We start from the raw sequence: 24,609 nt of genomic DNA on the forward strand, positions 1-24,609 counted from the left end.
AATAACACAATGTGTCGGATAGTAATACAGATGTTCTGCAGCCGCCTACCCGCAAGGGCCATCGGACCCAACCAGAACCCTGTTATTCAGCTTAGCCGAAAGACAGGAACACGCCCATCAACACCGGAGACAGAAACGACAGCAGAAAACCGGAGGCAATGGCCACCGGCACACAGGCCAGGCCGCCACTGCTGCGGATAACCGGCAAAGTGAAGTCCATCGCGGTGGCACCACCGTAACCGATGGCCATGGCCGGGCGAGCGGTGATCACCAGCGGAATCAGCGCCAGGGCAATGATTTCCCGCAGCACGTCGTTCAGAAACGCCACGCCACCCCAGGCCGGACCCAGGGCATCGCCAATGACAATGCCGGACAGCGAATACCAGCCAAAGCCAGACGCCAGCGCCAGGGCCTGGTGCCAGGGCACCTGCAATACCGGAACCAACGCCAGGCCCGCCACCAGGGAGCTTGCCACCAGCGCCAGGGCAATGCCCAGCCCCTGACGGTTCATCAGCAACTTGCGCAGGGAAAGGCCGGCATTACGTAATTGCAGGCCAATCAGAAACAGCAGAAACATCAAGGCACCGGTAGCCACATCGTCCACCAGCGGCAGCTCCGGAAACAGGAAATAACCCAGCAAAGCCCCCACAAGCACCGCCAACAGGGGTTTCAGCCCCGCCAGGAACAGGCGCCGGTAACCCGGCCGGCCCTCGCCGGTTTGTTCCCCGGTATCCAGTGGCGCCCAGCGATGAAACAGCCACAGCCCCAACATGTTCGCTACCAGCAACACCAGCACCAGCGCGCTGACCTGTCCCGCCATGGTGCCCAGTTGCCCCAGCAGCCCTTCCATCTGCCCGAGGCTCAGGCCCAGCAGTGCAAGAATGAAATACACCAGCCCTTCCACGGTGTAGTGAATCGCCGTCATCAACCGGCGATTGGACAGGGCAAAGGCAAAGCCCAGAAATAACGGGGCAAGAATCAGCAAAGCGCCGGTGAGCATGGCAACCTCGGAAAAGAACGGCTAAGGGAAACGATCAGTGCAGGCTGGCGCCCGAGCGATCCTGCACCAGTACCCAGGGCGCAATGACCACGGCCCAGAGTTCCGCGTTGCGGTCGTACCAGCCGCGCGCCAGGTCCGGTGCCACTTCACCCACCTGCCCGGAGGTCATCCACTGTTCGAACCGGGCCTTGTTGTCGGCGGTCAGTTCTGCGGCCACATCCAGCAAGTCCAGCTCCGGTGCAACCCGCACAACTTGCCCGCGGGCGTAGTAGGTCTGCAGCTCGTGCCAGTGAATTCGGGAGGTTTCGAGGTTGAGTTTGGCTTTGATGTCGTCGCGTGGGGAGTCAGCCATGGCACCTTGTCTTCATTCAGGGATTAAGAAAAGGCCGCCAGCTTACCTGAAAATGCGGGGCAGGACACGGGGCCAGCCGGGCTGGCCCCGCAGGATGGCATCAGGCGGTGCGAAGCATCTCCCGCACCACATAGTGCAGGATACCGCCATGCTGGAAGTACACCGCCTCATTCGCGGTGTCGATCCGCGACTTGAGTTCACAGCTCTCGGTGGAGCCGTCCTTGTACTTCACGGTCATCTTAAGGGTCTGGCCCGGCTTGATCTCGCCGGACAGGCCTTCGATGCTGATGGTTTCCTCACCGGTGAGTTTCAGGCTCTTGCGATCCGTACCCTCCGGGAACTGCAGCGGCATCACCCCCATGCCGATCAGGTTGGAACGGTGAATACGCTCATAGGATTCCGCCACCACGGCTTTCACGCCCAGCAGGCGGGTACCCTTGGCGGCCCAGTCCCGGCTGGAGCCGGTGCCGTACTCCTTGCCGGCAATCACAACAAGCGGGGTGCCGCTTTCCTGGTACTTCATGGCGGCATCGTAGATGGCCATCTGCTCGCCGGTGGGCACGAATTTGGTGAAGCCGCCTTCCACGCCGTCGAGCATCTCGTTGCGGATGCGCACGTTGGCGAAGGTGCCGCGCATCATCACCTCGTGGTTGCCCCGGCGGGAGCCGTAGGAGTTGAAGTCTTTCGGCTCAACACCGTGTTCCTGCAGGTATTTACCGGCAGGAGTGTCCGGCTTGAAGGAACCGGCCGGGGAGATGTGGTCTGTGGTCACCGAATCCCCCAGCAGGGCCAGGATGTTGGCATCCTTGATGTTCTCGATGGGCTCGGGCTGCTCGCCCATGCCTTCGAAGAAGGGTGGGTGCTGAATGTAGGTGGATTTGTCGCTCCACTCGTACACCTTGCTCTCCGGCACCTTGATCGATTTCCAGATGTCGTCACCTTCGAACACCTCGCCGTATTCCTTGCGGAACATGTCGGTTTTCACCTTCTCGACCGCTTCGGCAATTTCCGCCTGGCTGGGCCAGAGATCGTTCAGGTACACCGGGTTGCCGTCTTTGTCGGTACCTAGCGGGTCTTTGGTCAGATCCAGCCTTACGTTGCCCGCCAGGGCATAGGCCACCACCAGGGGCGGCGAAGCCAGCCAGTTGGTTTTCACCAGCGGATGCACCCGGCCTTCAAAGTTGCGGTTGCCGGACAGCACCGAGGCTACGGTAATGTCGCCATCGGTAATGGCCTTTTCCACGGCATCCGGCAACGGGCCGGAGTTACCAATGCAGGTGGTACAGCCGTATCCCACCAGGTTGAAACCGAGCTTGTCCAGGTCGTCCTGCAAGCCGGCCACTTTCAGGTAGTCGGTGACCACCTTGGAGCCCGGCGCCAGAGAAGTTTTCACCCAGGGCTTGGTGCTCAGGCCCTTCTCCACCGCCTTCCGGGCGATCAGGCCGGCGGCCATCATCACGCTCGGGTTGGAGGTATTGGTGCAGGAGGTAATGGCAGCAATCACCACGGCACCCGGATCCAGCCGGCACTTTTCGCCGTTCATTTCCAGCGGCTGACTAGCCGGGTGTTCGTAGCTGTTATCCACGCCCACTGCGGTCTGGCCGCCTTCTGATTCCAGTTTGCCTTCCTGGGCTTTCGCCGGGCCTTCAGCGGTTTCCATCAGTAACTCGAAGGAAGCCTTCATGTTTTTCAGGGCCACCCGGTCCTGGGGCCGCTTCGGGCCGGCCAGGCTGGCCTCGACATCGCCCATATCCAGTTCCAGGGTGTCGGTGTACACCGGCTCATGGCCCGGCTCGCGCCACAGGCCCTGGGCCCTGGCGTAGTTCTCGACCAGTTCCAGCAGTTCTTCGTCGCGGCCGGTCAGGCGCATGTAGGTGATGGTCTGGTCATCCACCGGGAAGAAGCCGCAAGTAGCACCATATTCCGGCGCCATATTGGCAATCGTGGCCCGGTCGGCTACCGGCATGTCTTTAAGGCCGTCGCCATAGAATTCCACGAACTTGCCCACCACGCCTTTCTTGCGCAGCATTTCCACCACGGTCAGTACCAGGTCGGTGGCGGTAATGCCCTCACGCAGCTTGCCGGTGATCTTGAAGCCGATGACTTCGGGAATCAGCATGGACACCGGCTGCCCAAGCATGGCCGCCTCGGCTTCGATACCGCCAACACCCCAGCCCAGGATACCCAGGCCGTTGATCATGGTGGTGTGGGAATCCGTACCCACGAGGGTATCCGGATAGGCAATGGTCTTGCCATCCACATCCTTCTGCCAGACGGTCTTGCCCAGATATTCCAGGTTCACCTGGTGACAGATACCGGTGCCCGGCGGAACCACCCGGAAGTTGTCAAAGGCCTGCTGGCCCCAGCGCAGAAACTCGTAGCGTTCCTGGTTGCGCTCCATCTCGATGGCAACGTTGTCTTTGAAGGCAGACGGATTGCCGTACTTGTCCACCATTACCGAGTGGTCGATGACCAGGTCCACCGGCGACAGCGGGTTGATCAGGGCCGGGTCTTTACCCGCCCGCTTCACCGCCTCACGCATGGCCGCCAGATCCACCACCCCGGGCACCCCGGTGAAGTCCTGCATCAGCACCCGGGCCGGGCGGAACTGGATTTCCGTGTCGGAGCCCCGGTCTTTCAGCCACTGCACCATGGCATCGATGTGGGAACGGTCGACCGTGGTGTCGTCTTCGTTGCGCAGCAGGTTCTCCATCAGTACTTTCAGGGAGAACGGCAGGCGGTTGAGATCGCCCAGGGTGTCTGCTGCCTTGGGCAGGCTGTAGTAGTGGTACGTCTTGCCGCCCGCGCTCAGGGTGGAGAGGGTATTCAGGCTGTCTTTGCTTGGTGATGTGTTCGACATACGTTGCCTCCTCGTGGAGTTTGTCTGGTAACACTCTATCCACTAACTATTGCACCGATAAGTGAGACTTCAACCGGCGACGATGAATGTTCGACATTTCCTTGGTGAATAGTCACTTGCGTTGACACGGCCGGCAATCTGAACAATGCTGGCCTATGGTTTCAATCCAACGTCACCCGACACCACAGGCGGCAACTTGACCAAGGTACCTTCCATGAACCTGCCAGGTATCTCTGCTGATGACTCACTCATGTTGTTGCGCGCGGCAACGGAGTTGTCGTTCAGCTCTATACTGGTCACCGACGCCCAACACCGGATTCTCTATGCCAACCCGGCCTTCTGCGCAACAACCGGGTATAGCCCGGACGAGCTGGAGGGCCAGAACCCGCGCATTCTTCAAGGGCCGCTGACCGACGAAAGCGTGATCGAAAAGTTGCGCCATGACCTGGACACCACCGGGCATTTCACCGGTTCTACCTTCAATTACCGCAAGGGTGGCCGCCCGTACCTGGTGGAATGGAGGAGTTCATCGTACTGCTGCCATTCTGCTACCTTGAGAAAGCAACCATTATTGCCGAGAGTATCCGTATCGCCCTGGCCAGCCAGGTTTTCGACGAGATTGGCCAGGTAACCCTGTCGATCGGCGTAACCGAATCCCGGAACGAGGACACGCCCACCAGCATCCTGGACCGTGTAGACCAACTGCCGTACGACTCCAAGCGCGGCGGCAAGAACCGGGTAACGTCAGGCTGAGTCCGGCAGGGTTATCCGCAATAAACACAACGCCTTGAAATGAACTAATCTGTCAGCAAAACATACACTTTCAGGACTCTTTCATCCTTGATCCCGACAAGCGACTACCTGACTCGACCACCCGTTGTTGGTATCGGCGCCTCAGCAGGCGGCCTTGAGGCAACCACCCAGGTTCTCAGAAACCTCGGGCCGGAATTGCCCTTCGCCTATGTTGTTCTGCAACACGTCTCGCCCACCCACAAAAGCCTGCTGCCGGAAATCCTGGGGCGGGAAACCCGACTGACAGTCCGTACCATGGAACACGGCGGGGCACCCGAGGCCGGCGTGGTGTACGTCGTGCCGCCCAACAGCAACGCGGCCATCCATGAAGGTCGGTTTGTCCTGGTGCCAGCAAAGCCGGAGGTATTCCCGAAACCTTCAATCAACGATTTTTTCATTTCGCTGGCTGCGGAATTCGAGGAAGCCGCCATCGGCCTTATACTGTCCGGCACCGGGTCAGACGGCACCGCCGGCCTGCGGGCCATTATGGCAGCCGGCGGCATGACACTGGTGCAGGACCCCGCCACGGCAAAATACGATGGCATGCCCCGGTCCGCCATTGAAGCCGGTGTTGCAGACCGGGTGCTGAAGCCGGAAGACGTGGGCAACGAGCTCGGCAAGCTGGCCACGGTCCAGAAACTGATTGCCTCGAGTGACGAAGAGCACCGCATCCCCGACACCCTGCTGGAACTGCTGCAGGAGCGCAAAGGCGTGGATTTTTCCGGCTACAAATCCGGCACCCTTTCCAGGCGAATGCGCCGAAGAATGGTGGCCACCGGCAACACCACCCCCGATGAATACACTGCGTTTATAACCCGGACACCGGAAGAGCTGGATGTGCTGGCCCGGGACATCCTGATCTCCGTTACAGCATTTTTCCGTGACATCACCGCGTTCGACACCTTGCGCAGCCATGTGGAAGAGCTGTGCCGGAAGTCGGTAGATACCCGGTCAGAGATCCGGGTCTGGGTGGCCGGCTGTGCAACAGGAGAAGAAGCCTATTCCGTTGCCATGCTCTTTGAAGAGGCCTTGTCCGGCGAAGAAACGCCGCCATCGGTTCAGATCTTCGCAACCGATATCGATGAAGATGCCCTTGCCTTTGCCCGCCGGGGGCTCTACCCGGCGGCGGCCCTGGACGCCCTGGAACCGGAGCGACTCGAACGTTTTTTCCGCCCCTACAACAACTCCTTTGAAGTGGGCAAACGCCTGCGGGATATGGTGGTGTTTGCCCGCCATAACCTGGTCAGCGATCCCCCCTTCCTGCGCATGGACCTCATTACCTGCCGGAACGTGCTGATCTATTTTGACGGCGACCTGCAAAACCGGGTTCTGAAGCGCTTCCATTTTGCCCTGAAAAAACAGGGGCTGCTGTTCCTGGGCCGCAGCGAGAGCGTGACTCACTCCGAAAGCATTTTCCTGCCACTGGACCGTCGGGAGCGGCTGTTCCGCAAGAAAAACAGCAACCCGGCCACCCAGACAGCGACCAGCCCGCCGGTCGCCATGGTGCTTCAACACCGCAGGCAGCGGGACCAGGAAATCCAGCACCTTCTGGATGGCGTGGTTACCCACCTGAATGCCACCGTTGCCCTGTGTGATGCCAGCGGCAACATCATCCACACCGCAGGCGATGTGGAACGGTTTTTCCAGTTCCCGCGGGGCCGTACCCAGATCCACGTTGCCGAAGTAATTGCCGGGCCGTTCCGGGCCGAGTTGATGTCGATGCTGCACCAGCTCAACCGGCGCTCGCAGGTTTATCTCGGCCGCAGCCGGGAGTTCGATGAAGATGTCTGGAGATTATCCGTCCGCCCCATTCCCGGACGTGACGACGCCCATATTCTGGTACTGCTGGAACCAGCCCCCAAGGCAAGGCATTCCGGTGCCAGCCAGCTGCAGGCTAACGAGGAAATCTCCGAAGACGAGCTGACCGCAACCCGGGAGCACCTGCAGTCACTGATCGAGGAGCTGGCCACTGCAAACGAGGAAATGCAGTCCCTGAACGAGGAAGCCCAGGCGTCCAACGAGGAACTACAGGCCACCAACGAAGAACTCGAAGCGGCCAACGAGGAGCTGCAGGCCACCAACGAAGAGCTGATGAGCCTGAACGAAGAGCTCAACGTGAAGTCCGCCGAGCTTCTTGCCCTGAACGAAGAGTACACCCACGTTTACGATGCCATCGAATTTCCCATCATGGTGTTCGATGACAACCTGCGCCTGCGCCGTTTCAACGCCGCCGCCAGCCGCTACTTCGGCTTGCGCCCTACCGCCTTGCAACAGCACGTCAGCCGGGTGCGCCTGCCCGAAGAACTACGGTCACTGGAAGACTGCCTGGAAGATGCAGCCAAACAGGCCGAGCCCCAGGAGCAGCTGATTGTTCACCATACCCGCCAGTTACAGCTGGTGGTTACGCCGGGGCTGGACTCAGGCCGCCATGCGGAGTTGCTGGTGGCCACGCTGGTGGATGTGACCGAGATTCGCGAAACCGAGTCGGAGCTCAGGCAATACCGGGTACAGCTGGATACGCTGATGGAAAACACCATCGTGCACCTGGCCACCAAGGATCTTTCCGGCAAATACCAGTACGCCAACCCTGCATTTATCCAGGCCTATGGCCTTGGGGATACAGAAATAGAGGGCAAGAACGACTTCGAGCTGTTTCCGGAATCCTTTGCCGGTGCCTGCTGGACCAATGACCTTGAAGCCATGCGCACCGGAAAGGTCATTATGGCCGAGCATACCCTTCCGGGGTCCCCGAACAAGATCTTCAAGACCGTACACCAGGTACTCCGGGACGAAAACGGCCGTCCGAACCTGATCATCAACGAGTCGGAAGACATCACCGAATGGAAAGCCGCCGAGCAGCAACTCCAGATATCCGCCAAGGTCTTCGAGCACGCGGGCGAAGCTATTGTGGTTACCGACAGGAATACGGTTATCACAACCATTAACCAGGCGTTTACCCGCATCACCGGGTACACCGAGCAGGAAGCCATCGGCCAGAAAATCGGCGACCTGGTGAAATCCGGTAAAACCCCGAATGCCCTCTACAGCAGGATGTGGCACTCGCTTGAGCACGACAATTTCTGGCAGGGGGAGATTACCAATCGCCGCAAGAATGGCGAGATCTTCCCGCAATGGCTGACCATTAACCGGGTAGACCAGGGCCGTGACAGCGACCACTTTGTTGCCGTGTTCTCGGACATCACCGAACTCAAGCAAAGCCAGGAAAAGGCGGAATACCTGGCCACCCACGATGCCCTGACCGGCCTGCCCAACCGGGCTTTGTTCCAGGACCGGCTGGACCTGGCCATTGCACAGGCACAACGCCATGGTTCCATGGCTGCACTGATGTTCATGGACCTGGACAACTTCAAGAACATCAACGACACCCTGGGCCACGATATTGGTGATGAGCTGTTGATCGAAGTGTCCACAAGGCTCGGCCACCTGGTCCGGGACATGGATACGGTTGCTCGCCTGGGCGGTGATGAGTTTACCGTGATTCTGCCCGATACCGACTTTAACGGCGCCGAGCGGGCTGCCGACCGGATCATCCAGGCGATGCGGGAACCGGTCATCATCCGGGGCAAATCCCTGTTTGTCTCAGCCAGTATTGGCGTGGCTTTCTACCCGGAAGACGGGGAAAGCGCCCAGACCCTGATCAAGGCAGCCGATACCGCCATGTACCGCGCCAAGGAAAACGGCCGCGACCGGTTCGAACTGTTCAAGGCAGAGCTGCAAGCACAGATGCAGAAACAGGCAGACCTGGAGGATGCGCTTCGCAAGGCCCTGGGCAGCAACCAGCTGCGCCTGGTGTTCCAGCCCAAGTTCACGGCTGGAGCTGAGCGTCGCATGGTCGGGGCCGAGGCTCTGTTACGCTGGCAGCATCCTGAACTGGGCAACATTCCCCCGGCCGAATTCATTCCGGTAGCGGAAACTACGGGCCTGATTCGTGACATCGACCGTAAAGTCATGCAATTGGCCATACAAGCCGTCTCCGGGTGGCGCGCAGAAGGCCTGGACCCGGTGCCGGTTGCCATCAACGTAACCGGCCGGAGCTTTCAGGACGAGCAGTTCCCCCATACGCTGATCCAGCGCCTTGAGCGTTATCGCGTACCGCCCTCCATGATTCAACTGGAAATAACCGAAAGGACACTGGTTGACCAGAGCGTGACAGCATTGGGTAACATAGAAAACCTGCGCCTGGCGGGTATCCGGTTATCCGTTGACGACTTCGGTACCGGCTATTCATCCCTCAGTTATCTCAAGCGCTTGCCGTTGGCGGAACTGAAAATCGACAAGAGTTTTATTGACGGTGTCGGCGGGCTCGACAAAAACGATGAGGCAATTGCCCGCGCCATCCTGGCCATGGCATCGGCGCTGAACCTGCACACGGTTGCCGAGGGCGTGGAAACCGAACAACAGCAGCAATGGCTGGCCGAAAACGGCTGCGACTATATCCAGGGTTACCTGTGTGCACGGCCCATGGAACACGACGACTACAGCAATTTGCTAAGGACTGGTAAACACCCATGACGGTAACTGGCGGTTTTATTGAACAGTGTGAGCAGGAACAACTGCACCTGTCCGGCGCCATCCAGAGCCACGGTGCCCTGCTGGTGGCCAGCGAGGCCAACATCATCAGCCATGCCTCCGCCAACATCACGGACTGGCTGCCGGACGATCAGGGCATCAGCGTTGGCCAGCCACTGCCGGATGGCTTGTCAGCACTGGCACAGCGGCTGAAACCGGAACCGGGCAGCCGGCTGCGTTTCGTGAATGCCCCGGTAGACGGGTGCCATTGCTCGATGATCCTTACCCGCAGCAAAGACCAATCGGTTGTGTTCGAGTTATTGCCGGTTGAAGGCAGCGACCCGGAACAGGCCTCTGCCGGCCGACTCCACCATTTCCGGGAGTTCGCCAGTAACGATGAGATTCAGCGGGCACGGGAGCAGTTAACTGAAAAAGTGCTCCAGGCCAGCGGTTTCGATCGCGTTCTGTATTACCGTTTCCGCCAGGATGGAACCGGCGAGGTACTGGCCGAATCTGTCGGGCCTGCCGCACAGGGGCAATATCTGGGCCTGAGATTCCCCGCCAGCGATATTCCGAAAATCGCCCGGGACCTGTACCGGCAGTCGCCCTGGCGCACCATCCCCGACGCCCCTGCCGACAACATCGGGATCTTTGGGCGTGAGGACACCCCGCCCGACCTGAGCTATGTTGATCTTCGCAGCGTGTCTCCGGTACACCGGGCCTATATGCACAACATGGGGGTTGTCGGCTCTGCTTCGTTTCCGGTGATGGTTGCCGGAGAACTGGTGGCCCTGATTTCCTGCCATGCCAGCCGTCCCCTGCGCCTTAGCCTGCCCACACTGAACATGCTGAACGACCAGGTAACCTCCTATGCCCTGGCGTTGAAGGAGTTCCGGACACGGGAGCGCATGAACCTTTTGAGTACCGCCAGGTCCCGGACCGACTACTTGAAACAGCGGATAACAGAGGCAGGCGGCCTGGTGCAAAACTGGGACGGTATCAGCGAGCGCCTGCTGGAAGAGTTCGAGGCCGATGGCGTTGTCCTTGAAACCGGGCAGGAGCTGCTCCAGGCAGGATTGCAGGCGGAGCCGGAAACCCTGGAAGCCCTGGTTGCGTGGCTTTGCAGCGAGACGAATGAAAGAACCCTCAAACTGTCCGACCACCTGCAGGCTGATTGCCCTGACATGCCCCTGTCAGAAGTAGCCGGTGCCATGGCCTTGCGCTTCCGGCGGGCTGACGGCCTGGATGGCTACTGCATGCTCCTGGGCAAGGAAGAAACACAGGAAATTGCCTGGGGCGGCCGCCCCGACAAACCACCGGAAGACAGTCAGGGGTCGCTTGGAATTACGCCCAGGCGTTCCTTTGAACGCTGGCTGGAAACCCGGATGGGGCATTCCCGGCCCTGGCCGGAACTGGCCCAGCTCAAACTCTACAAATTCCGGGAGCTGCTCGTTGAACTGCTGCACTGATAACACCTGCCAATGACCACGCTCCGTCAATTTTTGCAGCAGGGCACAGCCCGGGCTCACCAACAGCTGGATTCGCGCCCGGAACTCAAACGCCTGCTCAGGCCGGGGCTTGGCATGGACGCCTATCTCGAGAGCCTTCAGGCGCTGGGGCACGCATTCGGGCAAGCTGAAGAGGTGCTGGCAGAACAACCACCGATGCCGGAACTACCACCCTACCAGCCGCGGGCCGCAGCCATTAACCGCGACTTGCAGGTACTGGACGGGCAAATCCCGGGGGCAGGGGCCCGGACCGGGCTATTGCCGCCAACCCGAACCACCGGAACCGGACTGGGTATCCGCTATGTACTGGATGGCTCATCCCAGGGCTCCGGGTTTATTTACCCGAAACTGTGCCGCCACCTTCCCGAGCTGGGCGCCCCGGAATGCAGCCATTACTGGCAGGTTCAGCAGACAGCCGGGCGATACTGGCCCGAGCTTTGTGCCCTGCTCAACCAACCCCACCCGGACAACCTCTGCGAGCAGGCACTCGAAGGAGCCCTGTGGACGTTCACCGTGTTTGAACGCGCCTTCCGGTGACCATGCCGGAACGTGAACACAATGGCTGCGACCCCCTGCCAGTTCTGTCATCATTAGCGCCTGTTTTCTGACGGACCAGGATCCTCTCCGTGAAGCACGATTGTCATTACCACCCGGGCGAGCCTGCCAAGTGGCATTGCGGTGAATGCCAAATGCATTATTGCACCCGCTGTATGCCCGATGCCGACACCCGGCAGCGCCGGGCCCTTTGCCCCCGCTGCAGCAAGGCCATGCGTTATCTGGGCGCCGCCACCGAAGTGGTCCCTTTCTGGCAGCGCGTAGGCGCGTTTTTCCGCTACCCGTTCCATACCGACCCGCTGATCGTCATCGCCATCTGCACCCTGGTGCCGCTGATTGCACCACCCAACCTGATCGGCCTGCTGATCTGGATTGTGCTGGCTCTGGCGCTGTTCAAGTACACCTACGCGGTCATCAACCACACCGCCGAAGGCCACCTCAAGCCACCACCCGTGGCCGTCGCCTTTACCGGCAGCGGGTTCAACATCGTGATTCTGCAGCTACTGGTGTTTGTGCTGATGGGCGGCCTGGTAGGCGCCGCCGCCATGGTCGGCGGGCCGATCCTGATGATGCTGGCACTGGCCTTTGCCGTACTGGCCCTGCCCGCCAGCATCATGGTGCTGGCCATGGAGCGGTCGGTGGGTGCCGCAGTAAACCCCATGAACCTGGCGGTGCTGATCTCCCGAATCGGCACCCCCTACTTCCTGCTGTATGGCTACCTGATTCTGCTGACCCTGGCCTCCGGCGCAGCCCAGGACTTTGCCGTTAACCACTTCCCCATGTGGGTAGCGCAACCACTGGCCGGCTTCCTGAACAGTACCTTTACCCTGATCCTGTTTCACATGCTCGGTTACCTGCTGTTTCAGTACCAGGAGGAGCTAGGCTTTGCGTCAGACCTGCAGGATGAGGAAGGTATAACCGAAAACCACCAGCGGGATCGCAGCAGCCGGTTTGATGCCGACCTGGACATGAACCTGAAAGACGGCAACTACGACCGGGTACACAGCATGCTGCTGGAAGCCCTGAAAAATGACCGGGATAACCCGGTGCGCATTGGCCAGCTATACCAGCTGCTGACCGCCCGGAACGATACCCGGGAGCTGTACCGGTTCCACCCCAGAATCATGGCCTGGCTGGCCGCGCGACAGGATGGTGACGGGCTGAACCGGCTGGTAGAAACCCTGCAGACGCTGGAGCCCGGCTTCAAGCTCGAAGACCCGGAACTGGCAGTAACCTGTGCCACCACCCTGTATCACCGGGGCCACCCGAAAACGGCTATCCGCCTGCTGCAGGACTTCCACAAACGCTTCCCGAACAGTGACCAGCTGGCACCCGCCTACCTGATTGTGGCCCAGGCCCTGGCCAATGGCCTTCAGCAATGGGAGAAGGCCAGCGCCTTCCTGGCGTTTATCCAGAAGCGATGCGCCGGCCATCCGGTGCACCAGGATATTGAGGTGTGGCTGGAACAGGCCCGGAACCACCAGCCCCTGAAGGGCCCGAAAGCCAGCTTTCAGGTGCCGGACTAGCCCCTTAACAACTGCCGGTAATGCCGGGCCTTGGGTTCCATCTGCAGCTTTTCGAACTCGGCCAGCAGTAACCGGCAGGCTTCCTGCACCATATCCGGCTCAGCCTTAAGGCGCATGCGTTCGAAGGCCTTTTCAGCGGCTTTCAGGTCGTGGTTTTTCAGGCTGGTGAACAGCACCCGGTTATGGTCTTCCACCGCCAGCGGGTGGTGGGCTTCGCCCTTGCTGAGGTACTCGTTCCAGACGTCCAGCATCTGTTCTGGCTGCCGTCGGTTCATGGCATCGGCCATCAGGGTTCGGGCCAGGTCCCGGTATTCCGGCAGGTCCGGGCGCAACTTGGCCAGCTGGTACAGGTGCTCCAGCAATACCGTTCTGTCCGGATAGTTTTCCCTTAAAGCCTCGAACTGGCGCCGGGCCAGGTCGAATTCCATGCGGCCAACACTGGCCATGGCCTGGGCATACCCCCGGGTAAACTGCTCGTCTTGCTGCTCCGGTTCCGGCTCGAAGAACTCTTCTTTTACCTGCAACCAGCTCTTGCCCAACAGCCAGACCAGCGCAGCCCCCGCCAGCAGGCCGCCGGCGTGGGCCATGTAGGCAATACCGGTGGCCCCGGCAAACCAGTAATCGTAGATCTCCTTGCCCAGCCACACCGGCAGCATGGCAATGGCCGGCGCCCGGAAGTAGTTGAAGTACACACCCAGAAAGTAGAAAAACCGAATTTTCTGCAGGCCATAGATGGCCACGTACATACCCATCAGCCCGGATATGGAGCCGGATGCGCCCACCAGCGGGATCTGGCTGCCCATGGAAAACCCGGTAAATACCAACCCGGACAGGGCTCCGCACACCAGGTAGGCCACCAGGAATTTACCCGGGCCCAGCGCCCGTTCCACGGTAAAACCGAGCAGGAACAGAAACAGCAGGTTGCCGATGATGTGGCCCCAGCCGCCGTGCAGGAACTGGTAGGTGATCAGGGTATACAGCGACAAGTCAGACGGCACCAGCCCCAGCTGGAAGGCGCTCATGCGGCTGATCCACTGCTCCTCGATGGCACCGCGCTGCTCCGACCACTGGTTGCGCTCGGCTACCGACCAGATCAGGTCACGATTGTCTTGCAGGTACTGGTAATAATCCCGGTCAAACAGCAGGGTAACCGCCTGCCAGCCTTGTTCATCCTGCTCCCTCAGGGCCTGGAATTCCTGAAGCTCCAGCACACTTTGCTGGTCGCCTTCGAAGCGGATTTCCCGCTGCAGGTAGTCTTCGTAGGCGGGCGCTTCCAGTGCCAGCAGGTTGCCATCGAGGTACTGCTCGATCGCTGCGTCCAGCTTGCGGTCGTCTGCTCCCTGATAGAACAGGAACACCATGATGCAGGCCATCATCAGGCCCAGGGTTACCCAGGGTGGGCGTTTCCAGTTGATGGCGTTCTCGGCGGGGATAATCAGCATGGGCGGTCACAATTCATCATAATCTGTCCCTGAAAAGCTGTTTTTTACCACAGCGGGGCCTTCTTTTCGCGGTGTAATGTCATCACCAGGTCACACAAATGCCATTCAATCGGTGACCAACAACCCCGTCAGGGGCTATCGACCATTAGCCAATTGTTGTTATTGCTCTATAACTGAATAGTGAAACGGCAATAACAAGAAGAACCTGACACTGGACTCAAGGATACTGCACATGACCGTACTCGTTCTGGACAACCCCGAAATGCTCGCCCGGGCCGCCCTGCTCTCCGGTGTAATGGCAGATTCGCTGGGGACAGAAGCCGGCCGCCCTCACCGCACCCGGTTCCATTATGGCTTTAACAAACATGTGCCTGACGCCGGCGATGCTGCCATTATGCGCCAGCATGCCGCCTACCTGAAAAACCACCCCGGTGTACGGGTCAGAATCCACGGCCATACCGACAATTTTGGTTCACCCGAGTACAACCGCTTCCTGGCCAGGCTGCGTGCCAACGCTGTAGCCCGGTTGCTGATTCAGGAGGGCGTGCCGCAAAGTGCTATCCTGATGACCACCTGGGGCGCCGAACGCCCCCTGACCCGGCCGGAAGACCACGCAGCCAACCGGCGGGTGGAACTGGAGTATCTTACCGTGGATATGGCCCAGGCCCTCTGAACCGTCCGGCGCTGTAAACAGAAACGGGGCCTCGAGGGCCCCGTTCCTTAGACAGCTATCCGGATCAGCCGTATACCTGCCAGACATTCCACAGCAGCAACAACGCCGCCACCAGGATCGCCAGCCAGGTCAGCAAAATACCGATCATTCGGGCTTTGTGGGGACCACCCTTGCCGTTGATCATGCCCCAGGCATGCAGGATTCGCCCGACCACTAATGCCATGCCTGTCCAGTAGATCAGGCCGCTGGCGACACCGTTCAACTCGGCAATGGCCAGCATGATCAGGCCAACCGGCGCGTATTCCACCAGGTTGGCGTGGGCGCGCACCGCCGCTTCAAACTCCGGGTCGTCATTCACCCCCAGACCCATGCGGTACTTGAGCCGGTATTTCACCACCTGGCCCGAGAGCACCAGCAACAACAGGCCGATAACGGCCGCGAATACTGCGGTTACGGGTACGATCATGTCAGCCCTGCTTGATCTTGTTGACCACGGCCAGCAGCAACACAGCACCCACCGTGGCTGTCACCAGCTCACCGACCATGCTCTTTACCGCCAGGCCCAGCATGCTGAACAGCACACCGCCAATCACCGAGCCGACAATACCGATACCGATATTGGCCAGTACGCCGAAGCCTTTGCCCTTCATGATCAGACCCGCCAGCCAACCGGCCAGGCCACCGATAATCAGAAACCAGAGAAAGCTCATTTATCCACTCCCCTTATGTGGTGTTCAATCCTGCCAAAAGACTGCCCTGTTTTGGGCAGGCATTCAAGCTGTTCCGGGGCGGTGGCCGAGGGCTGTGATGGCGTCTGCCATTTGCTGGTGACACCGGGCCATCAGCTCCGGCACATCGTCACGGGTCAGGCCGGTGGTTTCTACCGGCGGCAGGATATGTACCGGCACCGGTTTCCGGCGGCCGGCCCAGCCACGGGTTTGGCCGTGATACTCGCCGGCACACACCATGGTGATGGGGGCTCCGGCGGCAATAGCCGTGTGGAAAGCGCCTTTTTTGAAGCTGCCCAGCCCCCGGCCACGGCTACGGGTGCCTTCAGGAAACACCCAGATGCTTTTGCGGTCATTGCGGATAGCATCACTGGTAGCCTGCATGGCTGCCACGGCTTTATGGGATCGGCCGCGATTGAGGATGATGTTGCCGCCGAGCCAGAACACCTGGCCGAAGAACGGCAACCACACCAGTGAGGACTTGCCCACCGCCACAGTGCGCGGCGGTAGCAGGTCGCCCACCACGAACAGGTCATCGTTCTGCTGGTGGTTGGCGATGATTACCGTGGGCCGGTCTTGCGGCATGTTTTCGGCGCCATACAAAGGGCGCTTCATACCCAGCAGACAGCGCCCCACACGGGCCAGTGTCCAGGCCAGCAAACGGTTGTTATCCGGGTTGAAAGGCCGTGCGATGTAGCCAATCAGGGCCAGCATGCAAATCAGCGGAACACTCAGCCAGGCCAGGATTTTTCTTGCGACTGCCATACAGCTTTACCGTTACTCGAAATTTTGGCGCACAAGTGTACGCCAAAATCAGAGGGCGGCAACAGTATCCTTTTGTACCGGTCTGTTAACCGGTTTTGCCTCCACCACGAAACGCAGCGGGCCGTTGACATCAAGCGCATCAAACGGGTAACAGGTTACCAGCAGCAGGGTATCCGGGCCGAAGGTGCTGGTATCGATGGACTCTGTTCTGCTGTCCACCACCCGGGTTCTGGTTACCTGGTACTGCTGCCACTGCTGGTCCTGGCCCTGCAGCTGCACCCGGTGGCCCTGCTCAAGGTGCTCCAGGGGCCGGAAATGGGTATCCCGGTGGCCAGCCAGAATCACCGGCCCCTGCTCCCCGGTGACCATCCGCCCCGGGCCAAATGCCAGGCTTTCTCCGTGCAGGCCCTCCAGCACAATCATCGACACCCCCAGCTCCGGCAACTCCAGCCTGGCCACCGGCCAGGTATCGGCCCAGGGCCAGGGCCGGGCTTCCACTTGCCGCGCCTGGGTTTCGGCCCAGGCCAGTGCCAGCAGCTCCTGGGCTACCAGCGCCTTGAACGGAATCCACAGGCCGAACATCAACACGGTGGCGGAGGCACCAAACAACAGCAATAGCAGGCGGTTCATCATGCTGGCCTCCGGTTCAGCAGCAACATGGCCAGTGCCAGCATCAATCCGGACAGGCCCAGTGCTGCCAGCAACGGCCAGGCGGTGGCAGTTTGCGGGTAACGCAACATGCCATCCCGGCTACCTGCTGGCAGCAAGGTGGGAACCGCCTCGGTGTCCAGCTTCGCCTCCGCCGGCCGGGCCGGTTGCTCCTCGACCGCCACAAAACTGGTGAACGGCGACATCACCCCGTGCTGCACCGACAACTCCACGATCGCCGGCTCATCCGGTGCCTCACCCTGCAGGCGGGCGGCATCCATCAGCTCGTCAATCCGGCCCCGGGCCCACTGGCGGTTCAGGCCGCTGGCCGGGGCGGCATTGCCCAAATCAAGCCGGGTGTTCCAGGGCCGGCCGCCGGGCAAGCGGCCAGAGACCTCCAGCTCACCACCGGCGGGCACACCGCGTACCACCTGCACCAGCGGGCTACCCTGAAACAGGTCTCCGGGCCTGGCCGGCACCGTTTCCACCGGATTGCCACCGGTGGGCCAGCGCACGGTCAGATCACTCATCACCGGGGCTTCCATGGCCGCAAACAGGCCGTTCAGGGCGCGATTCACCTCACCGGTATTGTGTACCGCGGTGAACTCGCCACGGCCCCAGCGGGCCGCTTCGCGCAGAAAGTGCATATTGGGGGCCGAGCCGATGCCCACCGTGAACAACCTTCGTTCAGCAAGGCCGGTACGAATCCGCTCGAACAAGGCCGATTCATTGCCTACGGCACCGTCGGTGATAAACACCATCTGCTGCACCAGTCCTTCTGCCGGCGCTTGTTCCATCGCCATCGCCAGTGACAGCGCCCCGGCCATTTCAGTGCCGCCGTCGGCGTTCAGGCCTTCCACATACCGCCTCGCACGGGCCAGGTAATGGCCCTCGGCCGGCACCGGGCGGGCAAACAGGCTGTGGGCCTGGGAATTGAACTGAATAACGTTGAAATAGTCCCCCGGGCGCAGGCTATCCAGTCCTTTCAGCAGCGCTGAACGGGCCTGGACAATGGACTCTCCTGCCATGGACCCGGAGGTATCAATCACAAACAACAGCTCCCGGCGCAACACCGGGCCGGTGGCGTCCGGGGGCAATATCATCGCCATCAGAAAATCCTCACCCTGCCACTGCTGGTGAAACACCGCCGCAGCCGGTTCCCGGCCGGTTAACGGCCGCCAGCGCACAATCAGGTCACGATCCATCAGCACTTCCCGGGCTTCCGGACGCACCACCACCCGGCCGCCGTCGGCCTCGGTCACCAGGCTGTGACTGGGGCTGGTTACCCCGGCCAGCGGGAATCCACTGTCGATGGCCAGCTCAATCCGGGCCCGGTGGCTGCGCTCATCTACATCAGCCGCCCGCACCGTGAACGGGCTGATCTCCGCAGCATCCGGCACTTGCGTGGTGGCCGTGGCCCAGCCCGCCTGCCACTGCGTTGCTGTCTCGATAAGTGATTCACCCGGCATGTAACGGGGCGTGAGCGTGGTGGGCAGGCGCAACTCGAACTCGCCTTGGCGATAGCTCACCGGTTGCTGGTAGCGAACCTCCACCCGGACGGTTTCACCGGGCGGGATATTGGCCACCCGGCTGGTAAACAGATTGGGGCGCTGCTGCTCCAGCGTGGCGGCGTGCTGGCCGGCAGACTTCGCTTTCTCATAGGTTTCCCGGGCCTTGGCCCGGGGCTCGATACGCCCGACAATCCGGCGTTCACCCACGGTCATAGTCAACCCGAATACGGCGGCCTGTTCCGGTAACGGAAACACGAAAATGCCTTCGTGCCATGAATCACTGGTATTGCGGAATTCCCGGGTAAGCGTGGTCTCCGCCAGCAGGCCGGACACCCGCACCTGAAACTCACTGTCCAGAACCAGTGCCGGCTGCTGCCGGTTGCCCTGGCTGTCGACAAAGTAAAGCTGGCCGGCTTCCTCAGCTTGCCCGGCTTGCCGGTCACTGGCCTCGGCATACAGCGGGTGGACAAACAGCATCAGCAGAACCGCCAGCCACAGGCTCACACCTTCGGCACAGCGCAGCCACCGGCGTTTGTTGATCAGCGGGCGAGCGGTGCGGATAGTTTGTGGATAAAGGTCGGCCCGCACGGCCGGGTTGGCAAGCAGCGATAGCAACATCATCACGTCATCCTTTTAGTGGAAGTTGGTGATGCCATTGCAACAGCCGGAACGGGCGCCGCCGTGGCAGAAACGGGCAGGCTGGCTACAAATAATGATGAATTATGGCAATCGGGCCGGCATAACTTGTACCAACCCTTGAGCGTGGTTTAATGGCAGCACATTCCGGTGAAACACACAGCCATGAAAAAACACATTGTTCTGATAGAAGACGAAGCCGGTATCCGCGACAACTACCGGGCCGCATTTGAACGCCGGGGCTACCGGGTATCCGCCTATGGTGACCGGCCCTCCGCCTGGCAGGTGCTGCGCCAGAGCCTGCCGGACCTGGCTATTATCGATGTAGGCCTGGGCGACGAACTCGAAGGCGGCTTTACCCTGTGCCAGGATTTGCGGGCCCTGTCGGCCACCCTGCCGATTATTTTCCTGACCGCCCGGGACAGCGACATCGACTCGGTACACGGCCTGCGCCTTGGCGCCGACGACTACGTGACCAAGGACATGAGCCTGGACCACCTGCTGGCCCGCATCACCGCCCTGCTGCGCCGGGCCGAGGCCTGGGCCGAAGCCCTGCAGAAGCCGGACGAAGTGATTCACCGGGGCCGGATGACCATGAATGTAGACCGCATGACCGTCGCCTGGAACGACCAGCCGGTGGACCTGACAGTGACCGAATTCTGGATGCTGCACGCACTGGTCCAGCACCCCGGCCATGTCCGCACCCGGGACCAGCTGATGGAAGCCGCCAGCACCGTGCTGGACGACAACACGGTGACTTCCCACATCAAACGCATCCGGCGCAAATTTATTCAGCTGGACGAAACCTTTGATGGCATCCAGACCGCCTACGGCATGGGCTACCGCTGGAATGCCCGTGAGGTGTAAGCCTTGAGCCTGAAGCGCCAGCTGTTCCTGGCCAGCCTGCTGATGCTGCTGATTCCCTGGGCCGGCCTCAGTTTTGTGCTGGAGCTGGACACGGCCCTGCGCCAGCAAACCCTGCAGCAGCTAAAAACCCAGAGCACCCGGCTGACCGAGCTGGCCGACGACCTGCTGCTGGGGCAACCGGCCATTGGCGCCGACCCGGTGGTGTATGCCCGCCCCGTGCAGACGCCAGGCGACACCTTTGTCTGGCCCAGCTATGAAGACCAGGACCACCGGCAACCCTGGCAAAGCGCCGCAACCCGCCCGGGCGAGCCACAATTGCGCTGGCAGGCAGCGGCGGATGATCGTTACCTGTACCTGCTGGCCGACATTCAGCATCACCCGTTGACCCCCTTCAATCCGGCCCGGCCGGAGCAACCCTATGATCGCTTCGAACTCTGGCTGCAGGCCCCCGCCAGCGAGCTGGAACAACCCGCCGGCCCCCGCATCTGGCAGATCAAACCGGATGAAGTGCGGGCCACCACCGCCAGCGAGCCGGAACAGTGGGACTACCGGGTCCATGCCAACTGGCGTATCCGCACCAACAGCTGGCAGCTGGAAGTGCGAATGCCACTGCCCGCCCAGGGCAGCCGGCTGGGTTTCCGGGTGGCCCGCAGCGATACCGGCGCAACTCTGGCCGGAACCGGGACCGAGCCCCTGCCGGCACTGATCTATCCTCACCGGGTTCTGGAGCGGGCCCTGGGCCGGCAACTGGGCCCCGGACAGCAGGTCACCATCACTGAGCCTGCCGGCTGGATAACCGCCAGCGCCAGCCGGGAGGGCCGGGATAACGCCAATTTCGAGAACCTGTCGCCCGGGCAAATCCTGGATACCGTCATCCTGAACGGCCTGCGCGCGCTCGTGCGCTGGTATCAGCCAGAACCGCTGATGCTGACCGGTGCCGACTTCCAGCTGAACAGCCGCCAGGTACCCGACAACGGGCTGGTAAAACACCCGGACGATTCCCTGTGGCTGGCCACGGCACACCCCCTGTTCGATGGCCGGTCACTGCTGCTGGAGCAATCCCTGGACCAGCTGCTGAGTGTTTCCGGCTCGGCCCTCGGCAGTGTGCTGGCCCGCTCCCTGTTGATCATCCTGGCACTGATGCTGGTGTTGCTGGGCTATGCCAGCTGGTTGTCGTGGCGTATAACCCGCCTGCAGCGGCTGGTCAGCGCCAGCGTGGACGATGACGGCCGCATCCTCGGCCCGGTGCCTGTGCCAAGATCCGGCGATGAGCTGGGCCAGCTGCAGCAGCACTTCGGCCAGATGGTCGACCGCCTGCAAAGCTACAACCGGTACCTGGAAAGTTTTTCCCGCCGGCTGTCCCACGAGCTGAAAACCCCGGTGGCGGTGGTGCGCTCCTCGCTGGAGAACCTGGCCCACAGCCAGTCGGAAATCGAGCGCCGGGAATACCTGGAGCGGGCTTCCGCCGCCACCGAACGCCTGCGCCGCATTCTCACGAGCATGAGCGAAGCAGCCCGGCTGGAACAGAGCTTTGACCAGGCCGACAAAGAACCCTTTGACCTGGCCGAGGTCGCCAGCCAGGCCTGTGCTGCCTACCAACAGCTCGATGACCGGCACCGGATTCACTATCAGGGACCGCCCAATGGCTGCCCCCTGCTGGGCAACCCGGAAATGCTGGTACAAATGCTCGACAAGCTGGTGGATAACGCCCGGGATTTCACCCCGGAACAGGGCAACATCGAGGCACGCCTGCAACATCGAACAGACCACTACCAGCTGGATATCTTCAACGAAGGCTCACAGCTGCCGGAAACCGCCGGTGTGGATATCTTCGGTGCCTTTGTCACCCGAAGGGAAGGCAAGGCCGAAGGCCACCTGGGCCAGGGCCTGCTGATTGTCCGACTGATTGCCGACTACCATGGTGGTAAGGTGGAAGCCTTCAACCAGCACCATAACGGAATTGACGGCGTGTGCTTCCGCGTTATCATCCCTGTACAACCAGCATAACCAAGGACAGCTCCGTGACCTCCCAGCCACGCCCCCTGGATTTCCACCCGCTCCGGGCCGATCTGTACCAGGAACTCCATTCCCGGCCGTTCCAGGTGCTGCCTTCACGCGCCCGGGTTACCCAGATCGCCCTGCTGACCACCCCGGCCCAGCGGCAAAGCCAGTTCCGCCACCTGCAGAACCTGCACCGGTTGCTGGGCGAACACTGGCCGGAACAGGAAGTAAGTTGCTACGAACAGGATTTCGGCCCGCTGCGCATCCGCCGGGAAGTGCACATGGAGTTCACCACCTACACCTTCACCAACCTGCGGGACTCCGATGCCGATCCGTTTGCCGAAACCGGCATCAGCCTGCTGCCGGACGGCTGGCTGAACGAACTCGAAGGCACGGTGGTAGGGGCCTTCCATGTGGAAGTACGGCCATCGTCTGAAAGCGCCCGCAACGAGCTGGCGTTCATGCGTAAACACTTTGAAGGCATGCGCCTGGTGGGTAGCAGTCCGCAGGAAGGGGCGGCGCGGATTCTGGGCACCTTCCAGTTGCACAGCGACCAGTTCGGGCGGTTTATGGTGCTTAACCACAGCATGTCAGACAGCCAGCTGGGCCGGTTGGTGCAGCGCCTGATGGAAATCGAAACCTACCGGCTGATGTCGCTTCTCGCCCTGCCCCTGGCCCGGGAAATCACCCCGGCCCTGAACGACATGGATCAGCAACTGGTAAACATCACCCAGTCACTGGCCGACAACGAAACCCTGGACGAACAAAAGATCCTGGCGGAGCTGACCAACATTGCCTCGCGCATTGAAGCTTTCCGGGCCCATTCCACCTTCCGCTTTTCCGCCACCCGGGCCTACCACCGGCTGGTACTGACCCGGCTGGAAGAGCTGCGGGAAGACGAAGTGTCCGGCCACCTCACCCTCACCGAGTTCATGACCCGGCGCCTGACCCCGGCGGTGAAAACCTGTGAGGCCGTGGGTGAACGGCTGGAAGACCTGTCGCGCCGGGTAGACCGGGCCTCGGATATGATGCGCACACGGGTGGAACTGGCCATCCAGAGCCAGAACCAGCAACTGCTCAGCTCCATGGACCGGCGTTCGCGCATCCAGCTGATGATGCAGCACACCGTGGAAGGCTTCTCGGTGGTGGCCATTTCCTACTACCTGATCGGCCTGCTGAAGCTGGCACTGGATACCCTGCGCGAGGCCGGCGTAGCCTTTAATCACTCGCTGGTGCTGGGCGTTGCCATTCCGGTGGTGATGGTGCTAGTGTTCATCGGCATCCGCATGATTCACCACCGGTTTATCAAGATGGCCCGCCGGCAGTAGCCGGCCTCAGGTGAACCGGGGGTCACCGGAAAACTGGCGGAAAAACTGCTGGGCGGTGCGGCCGTTGCGCACGCCCTTGCCGGTGGCAAAGCGCAGCGCTTCGATATGCAGCTGTTCCCGGTCTGCCACTTGCGGGAACAGGGCATCCACCGCCTGCAGGTAGATATCCTGGGAGAAGGGATAGAACGACAGCTGCAGGCCAAAGCGGTCTGCCAGCGACACCTGCTCCTCGATAGCCTCCGCCGGATGCAACTCGCCATCCCGCACTTCGCTTTTCACATTGTCGCTCATGAACTCCGGCATCAGGTGCCGGCGGTTGGAGGTGGCATACACCCGCACATTCTCCGGCGGTAACTCCAGCGAGCCTTCCAGCACGCTTTTCAGTGCCTTGTAACCGGACTCCCCCACATCAAACGACAGGTCGTCGCAGAAGATCACAAACCGGTACGGCAGGTCACAGATGTCATCGACAATTTCCGGCAGGTTTACCAGGTCGTCCTTGTCCACCTCGATCATCCGCAGCCCCCGGTCCCGGTATCGGTTCAGCAGGGCTTTAACCAGCGACGACTTGCCGGTACCCCGGGAGCCCCAGAGCAGTGCGTTGTTGGACGGCTCACCGGCCAGAAAACGCTCGGTATTGCGGGCCAGGGCCTGTTTTTGTCGCGCGATGCCGGTGAGATCGTCCCAGCTGATCGGGTCCAGCCGGCGAATGGCCCGCAGGCCCGAACGGTGGCGACGCCAGACCGCAGCCGGACTCTGTGCCCAGTCGAAGGGGGTTTCGTTCATAACCTTACTCCGTTTGGTTCTGAATATGCCCGCTCACAGTCTGGCCTTGGCCAGACCTGTAGGGGTAGGATCTGCAGATCTTATCAGACACCAGGAGCAAA

Annotated in this window: 20 protein-coding genes; 10 read left to right on the plus strand and 10 right to left on the minus strand. The window is 61.1% G+C overall.

The genetic code is table 11. The features are described 5' to 3' along the window. Positions 1-91 precede the first annotated feature (91 nt). From LWH94_RS15490 to acnA, 3 genes are all read right to left on the minus strand, one after another. Positions 92-1,000 (minus strand): lysine exporter LysO family protein, encoded by a 909-nt coding sequence (locus tag LWH94_RS15490; RefSeq protein ID WP_232902784.1) that lies wholly within the window; start codon positions 998-1,000, stop codon positions 92-94. A 34-nt stretch (positions 1,001-1,034) separates the two neighbouring features. Continuing rightward, the gene (locus tag LWH94_RS15495; RefSeq protein ID WP_058342036.1) at positions 1,035-1,352 is read right to left on the minus strand and encodes a DUF2288 domain-containing protein; all 318 of its coding nucleotides are present in this window, start codon (positions 1,350-1,352) and stop codon (positions 1,035-1,037) included. Positions 1,353-1,452: 100 nt separating this feature from the next. Next, positions 1,453-4,212: an aconitate hydratase AcnA gene (acnA, locus tag LWH94_RS15500; RefSeq protein ID WP_232902785.1), complete on the minus strand. Its 2,760-nt coding sequence runs from the start codon at positions 4,210-4,212 to the stop codon at positions 1,453-1,455. Between the two features lie 250 nt (positions 4,213-4,462). Between acnA and LWH94_RS15505 the strand changes: the two genes are divergently transcribed. From LWH94_RS15505 to LWH94_RS15530, 6 genes are all read left to right on the plus strand, one after another. Beyond that, a complete protein-coding gene (locus LWH94_RS15505; protein ID WP_232902802.1) occupies positions 4,463-4,843 on the plus strand; it encodes a PAS domain-containing protein in 381 nt (126 codons plus the stop codon). Continuing rightward, positions 4,729-4,965, plus strand: coding sequence for a diguanylate cyclase domain-containing protein (locus LWH94_RS15510; RefSeq protein ID WP_232902786.1), 237 nt, complete (start codon positions 4,729-4,731; stop codon positions 4,963-4,965). Before LWH94_RS15505 ends, LWH94_RS15510 begins: the two co-directional genes overlap by 115 nt. A gap of 87 nt (positions 4,966-5,052) precedes the next feature. Then, positions 5,053-9,537 (plus strand): EAL domain-containing protein, encoded by a 4,485-nt coding sequence (locus LWH94_RS15515; RefSeq protein ID WP_232902787.1) that lies wholly within the window; start codon positions 5,053-5,055, stop codon positions 9,535-9,537. After that, the gene (locus LWH94_RS15520; protein ID WP_232902788.1) at positions 9,534-11,003 is read left to right on the plus strand and encodes a GAF domain-containing protein; all 1,470 of its coding nucleotides are present in this window, start codon (positions 9,534-9,536) and stop codon (positions 11,001-11,003) included. Before LWH94_RS15515 ends, LWH94_RS15520 begins: the two co-directional genes overlap by 4 nt. 12 nt (positions 11,004-11,015) lie before the next feature. Further along, positions 11,016-11,579, plus strand: coding sequence for a biliverdin-producing heme oxygenase (locus LWH94_RS15525; RefSeq protein WP_232902789.1), 564 nt, complete (start codon positions 11,016-11,018; stop codon positions 11,577-11,579). An 89-nt stretch (positions 11,580-11,668) separates the two neighbouring features. Next, positions 11,669-13,123, plus strand: a complete 1,455-nt coding sequence (locus LWH94_RS15530) for a B-box zinc finger protein (protein ID WP_232902790.1) — start codon at positions 11,669-11,671, stop codon at positions 13,121-13,123. Here the strand turns inward: LWH94_RS15530 and LWH94_RS15535 are convergent. Beyond that, positions 13,120-14,565, minus strand: coding sequence for a rhomboid family intramembrane serine protease (locus tag LWH94_RS15535; protein WP_232902791.1), 1,446 nt, complete (start codon positions 14,563-14,565; stop codon positions 13,120-13,122). The genes LWH94_RS15530 and LWH94_RS15535 overlap by 4 nt on opposite strands. A gap of 232 nt (positions 14,566-14,797) precedes the next feature. On the opposite strand from LWH94_RS15535, the gene LWH94_RS15540 reads away from it, so the two are divergent. Then, positions 14,798-15,238: an OmpA family protein gene (locus LWH94_RS15540; RefSeq protein WP_058342040.1), complete on the plus strand. Its 441-nt coding sequence runs from the start codon at positions 14,798-14,800 to the stop codon at positions 15,236-15,238. A 64-nt stretch (positions 15,239-15,302) separates the two neighbouring features. Here LWH94_RS15540 and LWH94_RS15545 read toward each other — a convergent pair whose 3' ends face one another. From LWH94_RS15545 to LWH94_RS15565, 5 genes are all read right to left on the minus strand, one after another. After that, a complete protein-coding gene (locus tag LWH94_RS15545) occupies positions 15,303-15,704 on the minus strand; it encodes an MAPEG family protein (protein ID WP_022988559.1) in 402 nt (133 codons plus the stop codon). A gap of 1 nt (position 15,705) precedes the next feature. Next, complete coding sequence (locus LWH94_RS15550) at positions 15,706-15,948, minus strand: GlsB/YeaQ/YmgE family stress response membrane protein (protein WP_199457116.1); 243 nt, start codon at positions 15,946-15,948, stop codon at positions 15,706-15,708. 63 nt (positions 15,949-16,011) lie between these two features. Further along, entirely contained in the window at positions 16,012-16,731 is a 720-nt protein-coding gene (locus tag LWH94_RS15555) for a lysophospholipid acyltransferase family protein (RefSeq protein WP_232902792.1), read from the minus strand. Positions 16,732-16,779: 48 nt separating this feature from the next. Continuing rightward, positions 16,780-17,364: a class GN sortase gene (locus tag LWH94_RS15560; RefSeq protein ID WP_232902793.1), complete on the minus strand. Its 585-nt coding sequence runs from the start codon at positions 17,362-17,364 to the stop codon at positions 16,780-16,782. After that, on the minus strand, positions 17,361-19,511 hold the full coding sequence (locus LWH94_RS15565) for a marine proteobacterial sortase target protein (protein WP_232902794.1): 2,151 nt from the start codon (positions 19,509-19,511) through the stop codon (positions 17,361-17,363). The genes LWH94_RS15560 and LWH94_RS15565 overlap by 4 nt, the downstream gene beginning before the upstream one ends. A 180-nt stretch (positions 19,512-19,691) precedes the next feature. Here LWH94_RS15565 and pdsR point away from each other — a divergent pair, with 180 nt between their 5' ends. The 3 genes from pdsR to LWH94_RS15580 are packed head-to-tail and all read left to right on the plus strand — an operon-like array spanning position 19,692 to position 23,722. Continuing rightward, a complete protein-coding gene (pdsR, locus tag LWH94_RS15570) occupies positions 19,692-20,393 on the plus strand; it encodes a proteobacterial dedicated sortase system response regulator (protein WP_022988564.1) in 702 nt (233 codons plus the stop codon). 3 nt (positions 20,394-20,396) lie between these two features. Next, positions 20,397-22,400, plus strand: a complete 2,004-nt coding sequence (locus tag LWH94_RS15575) for an ATP-binding protein (protein WP_232902795.1) — start codon at positions 20,397-20,399, stop codon at positions 22,398-22,400. A 14-nt stretch (positions 22,401-22,414) separates the two neighbouring features. Further along, on the plus strand, positions 22,415-23,722 hold the full coding sequence (locus tag LWH94_RS15580; RefSeq protein WP_232902796.1) for a DUF3422 family protein: 1,308 nt from the start codon (positions 22,415-22,417) through the stop codon (positions 23,720-23,722). Positions 23,723-23,728: 6 nt separating this feature from the next. Here LWH94_RS15580 and LWH94_RS15585 read toward each other — a convergent pair whose 3' ends face one another. After that, positions 23,729-24,508 carry an ATP-binding protein gene (locus LWH94_RS15585; protein ID WP_232902797.1) on the minus strand — a complete coding sequence of 260 codons (780 nt, stop codon included), beginning with the start codon at positions 24,506-24,508 and terminating at the stop codon, positions 23,729-23,731. Positions 24,509-24,609 lie beyond the last annotated feature (101 nt).

Source organism: Marinobacter sp. G11 (assembly GCF_021282325.1).
Classification (GTDB): Bacteria; Pseudomonadota; Gammaproteobacteria; order Pseudomonadales; family Oleiphilaceae; genus Marinobacter; species Marinobacter vinifirmus.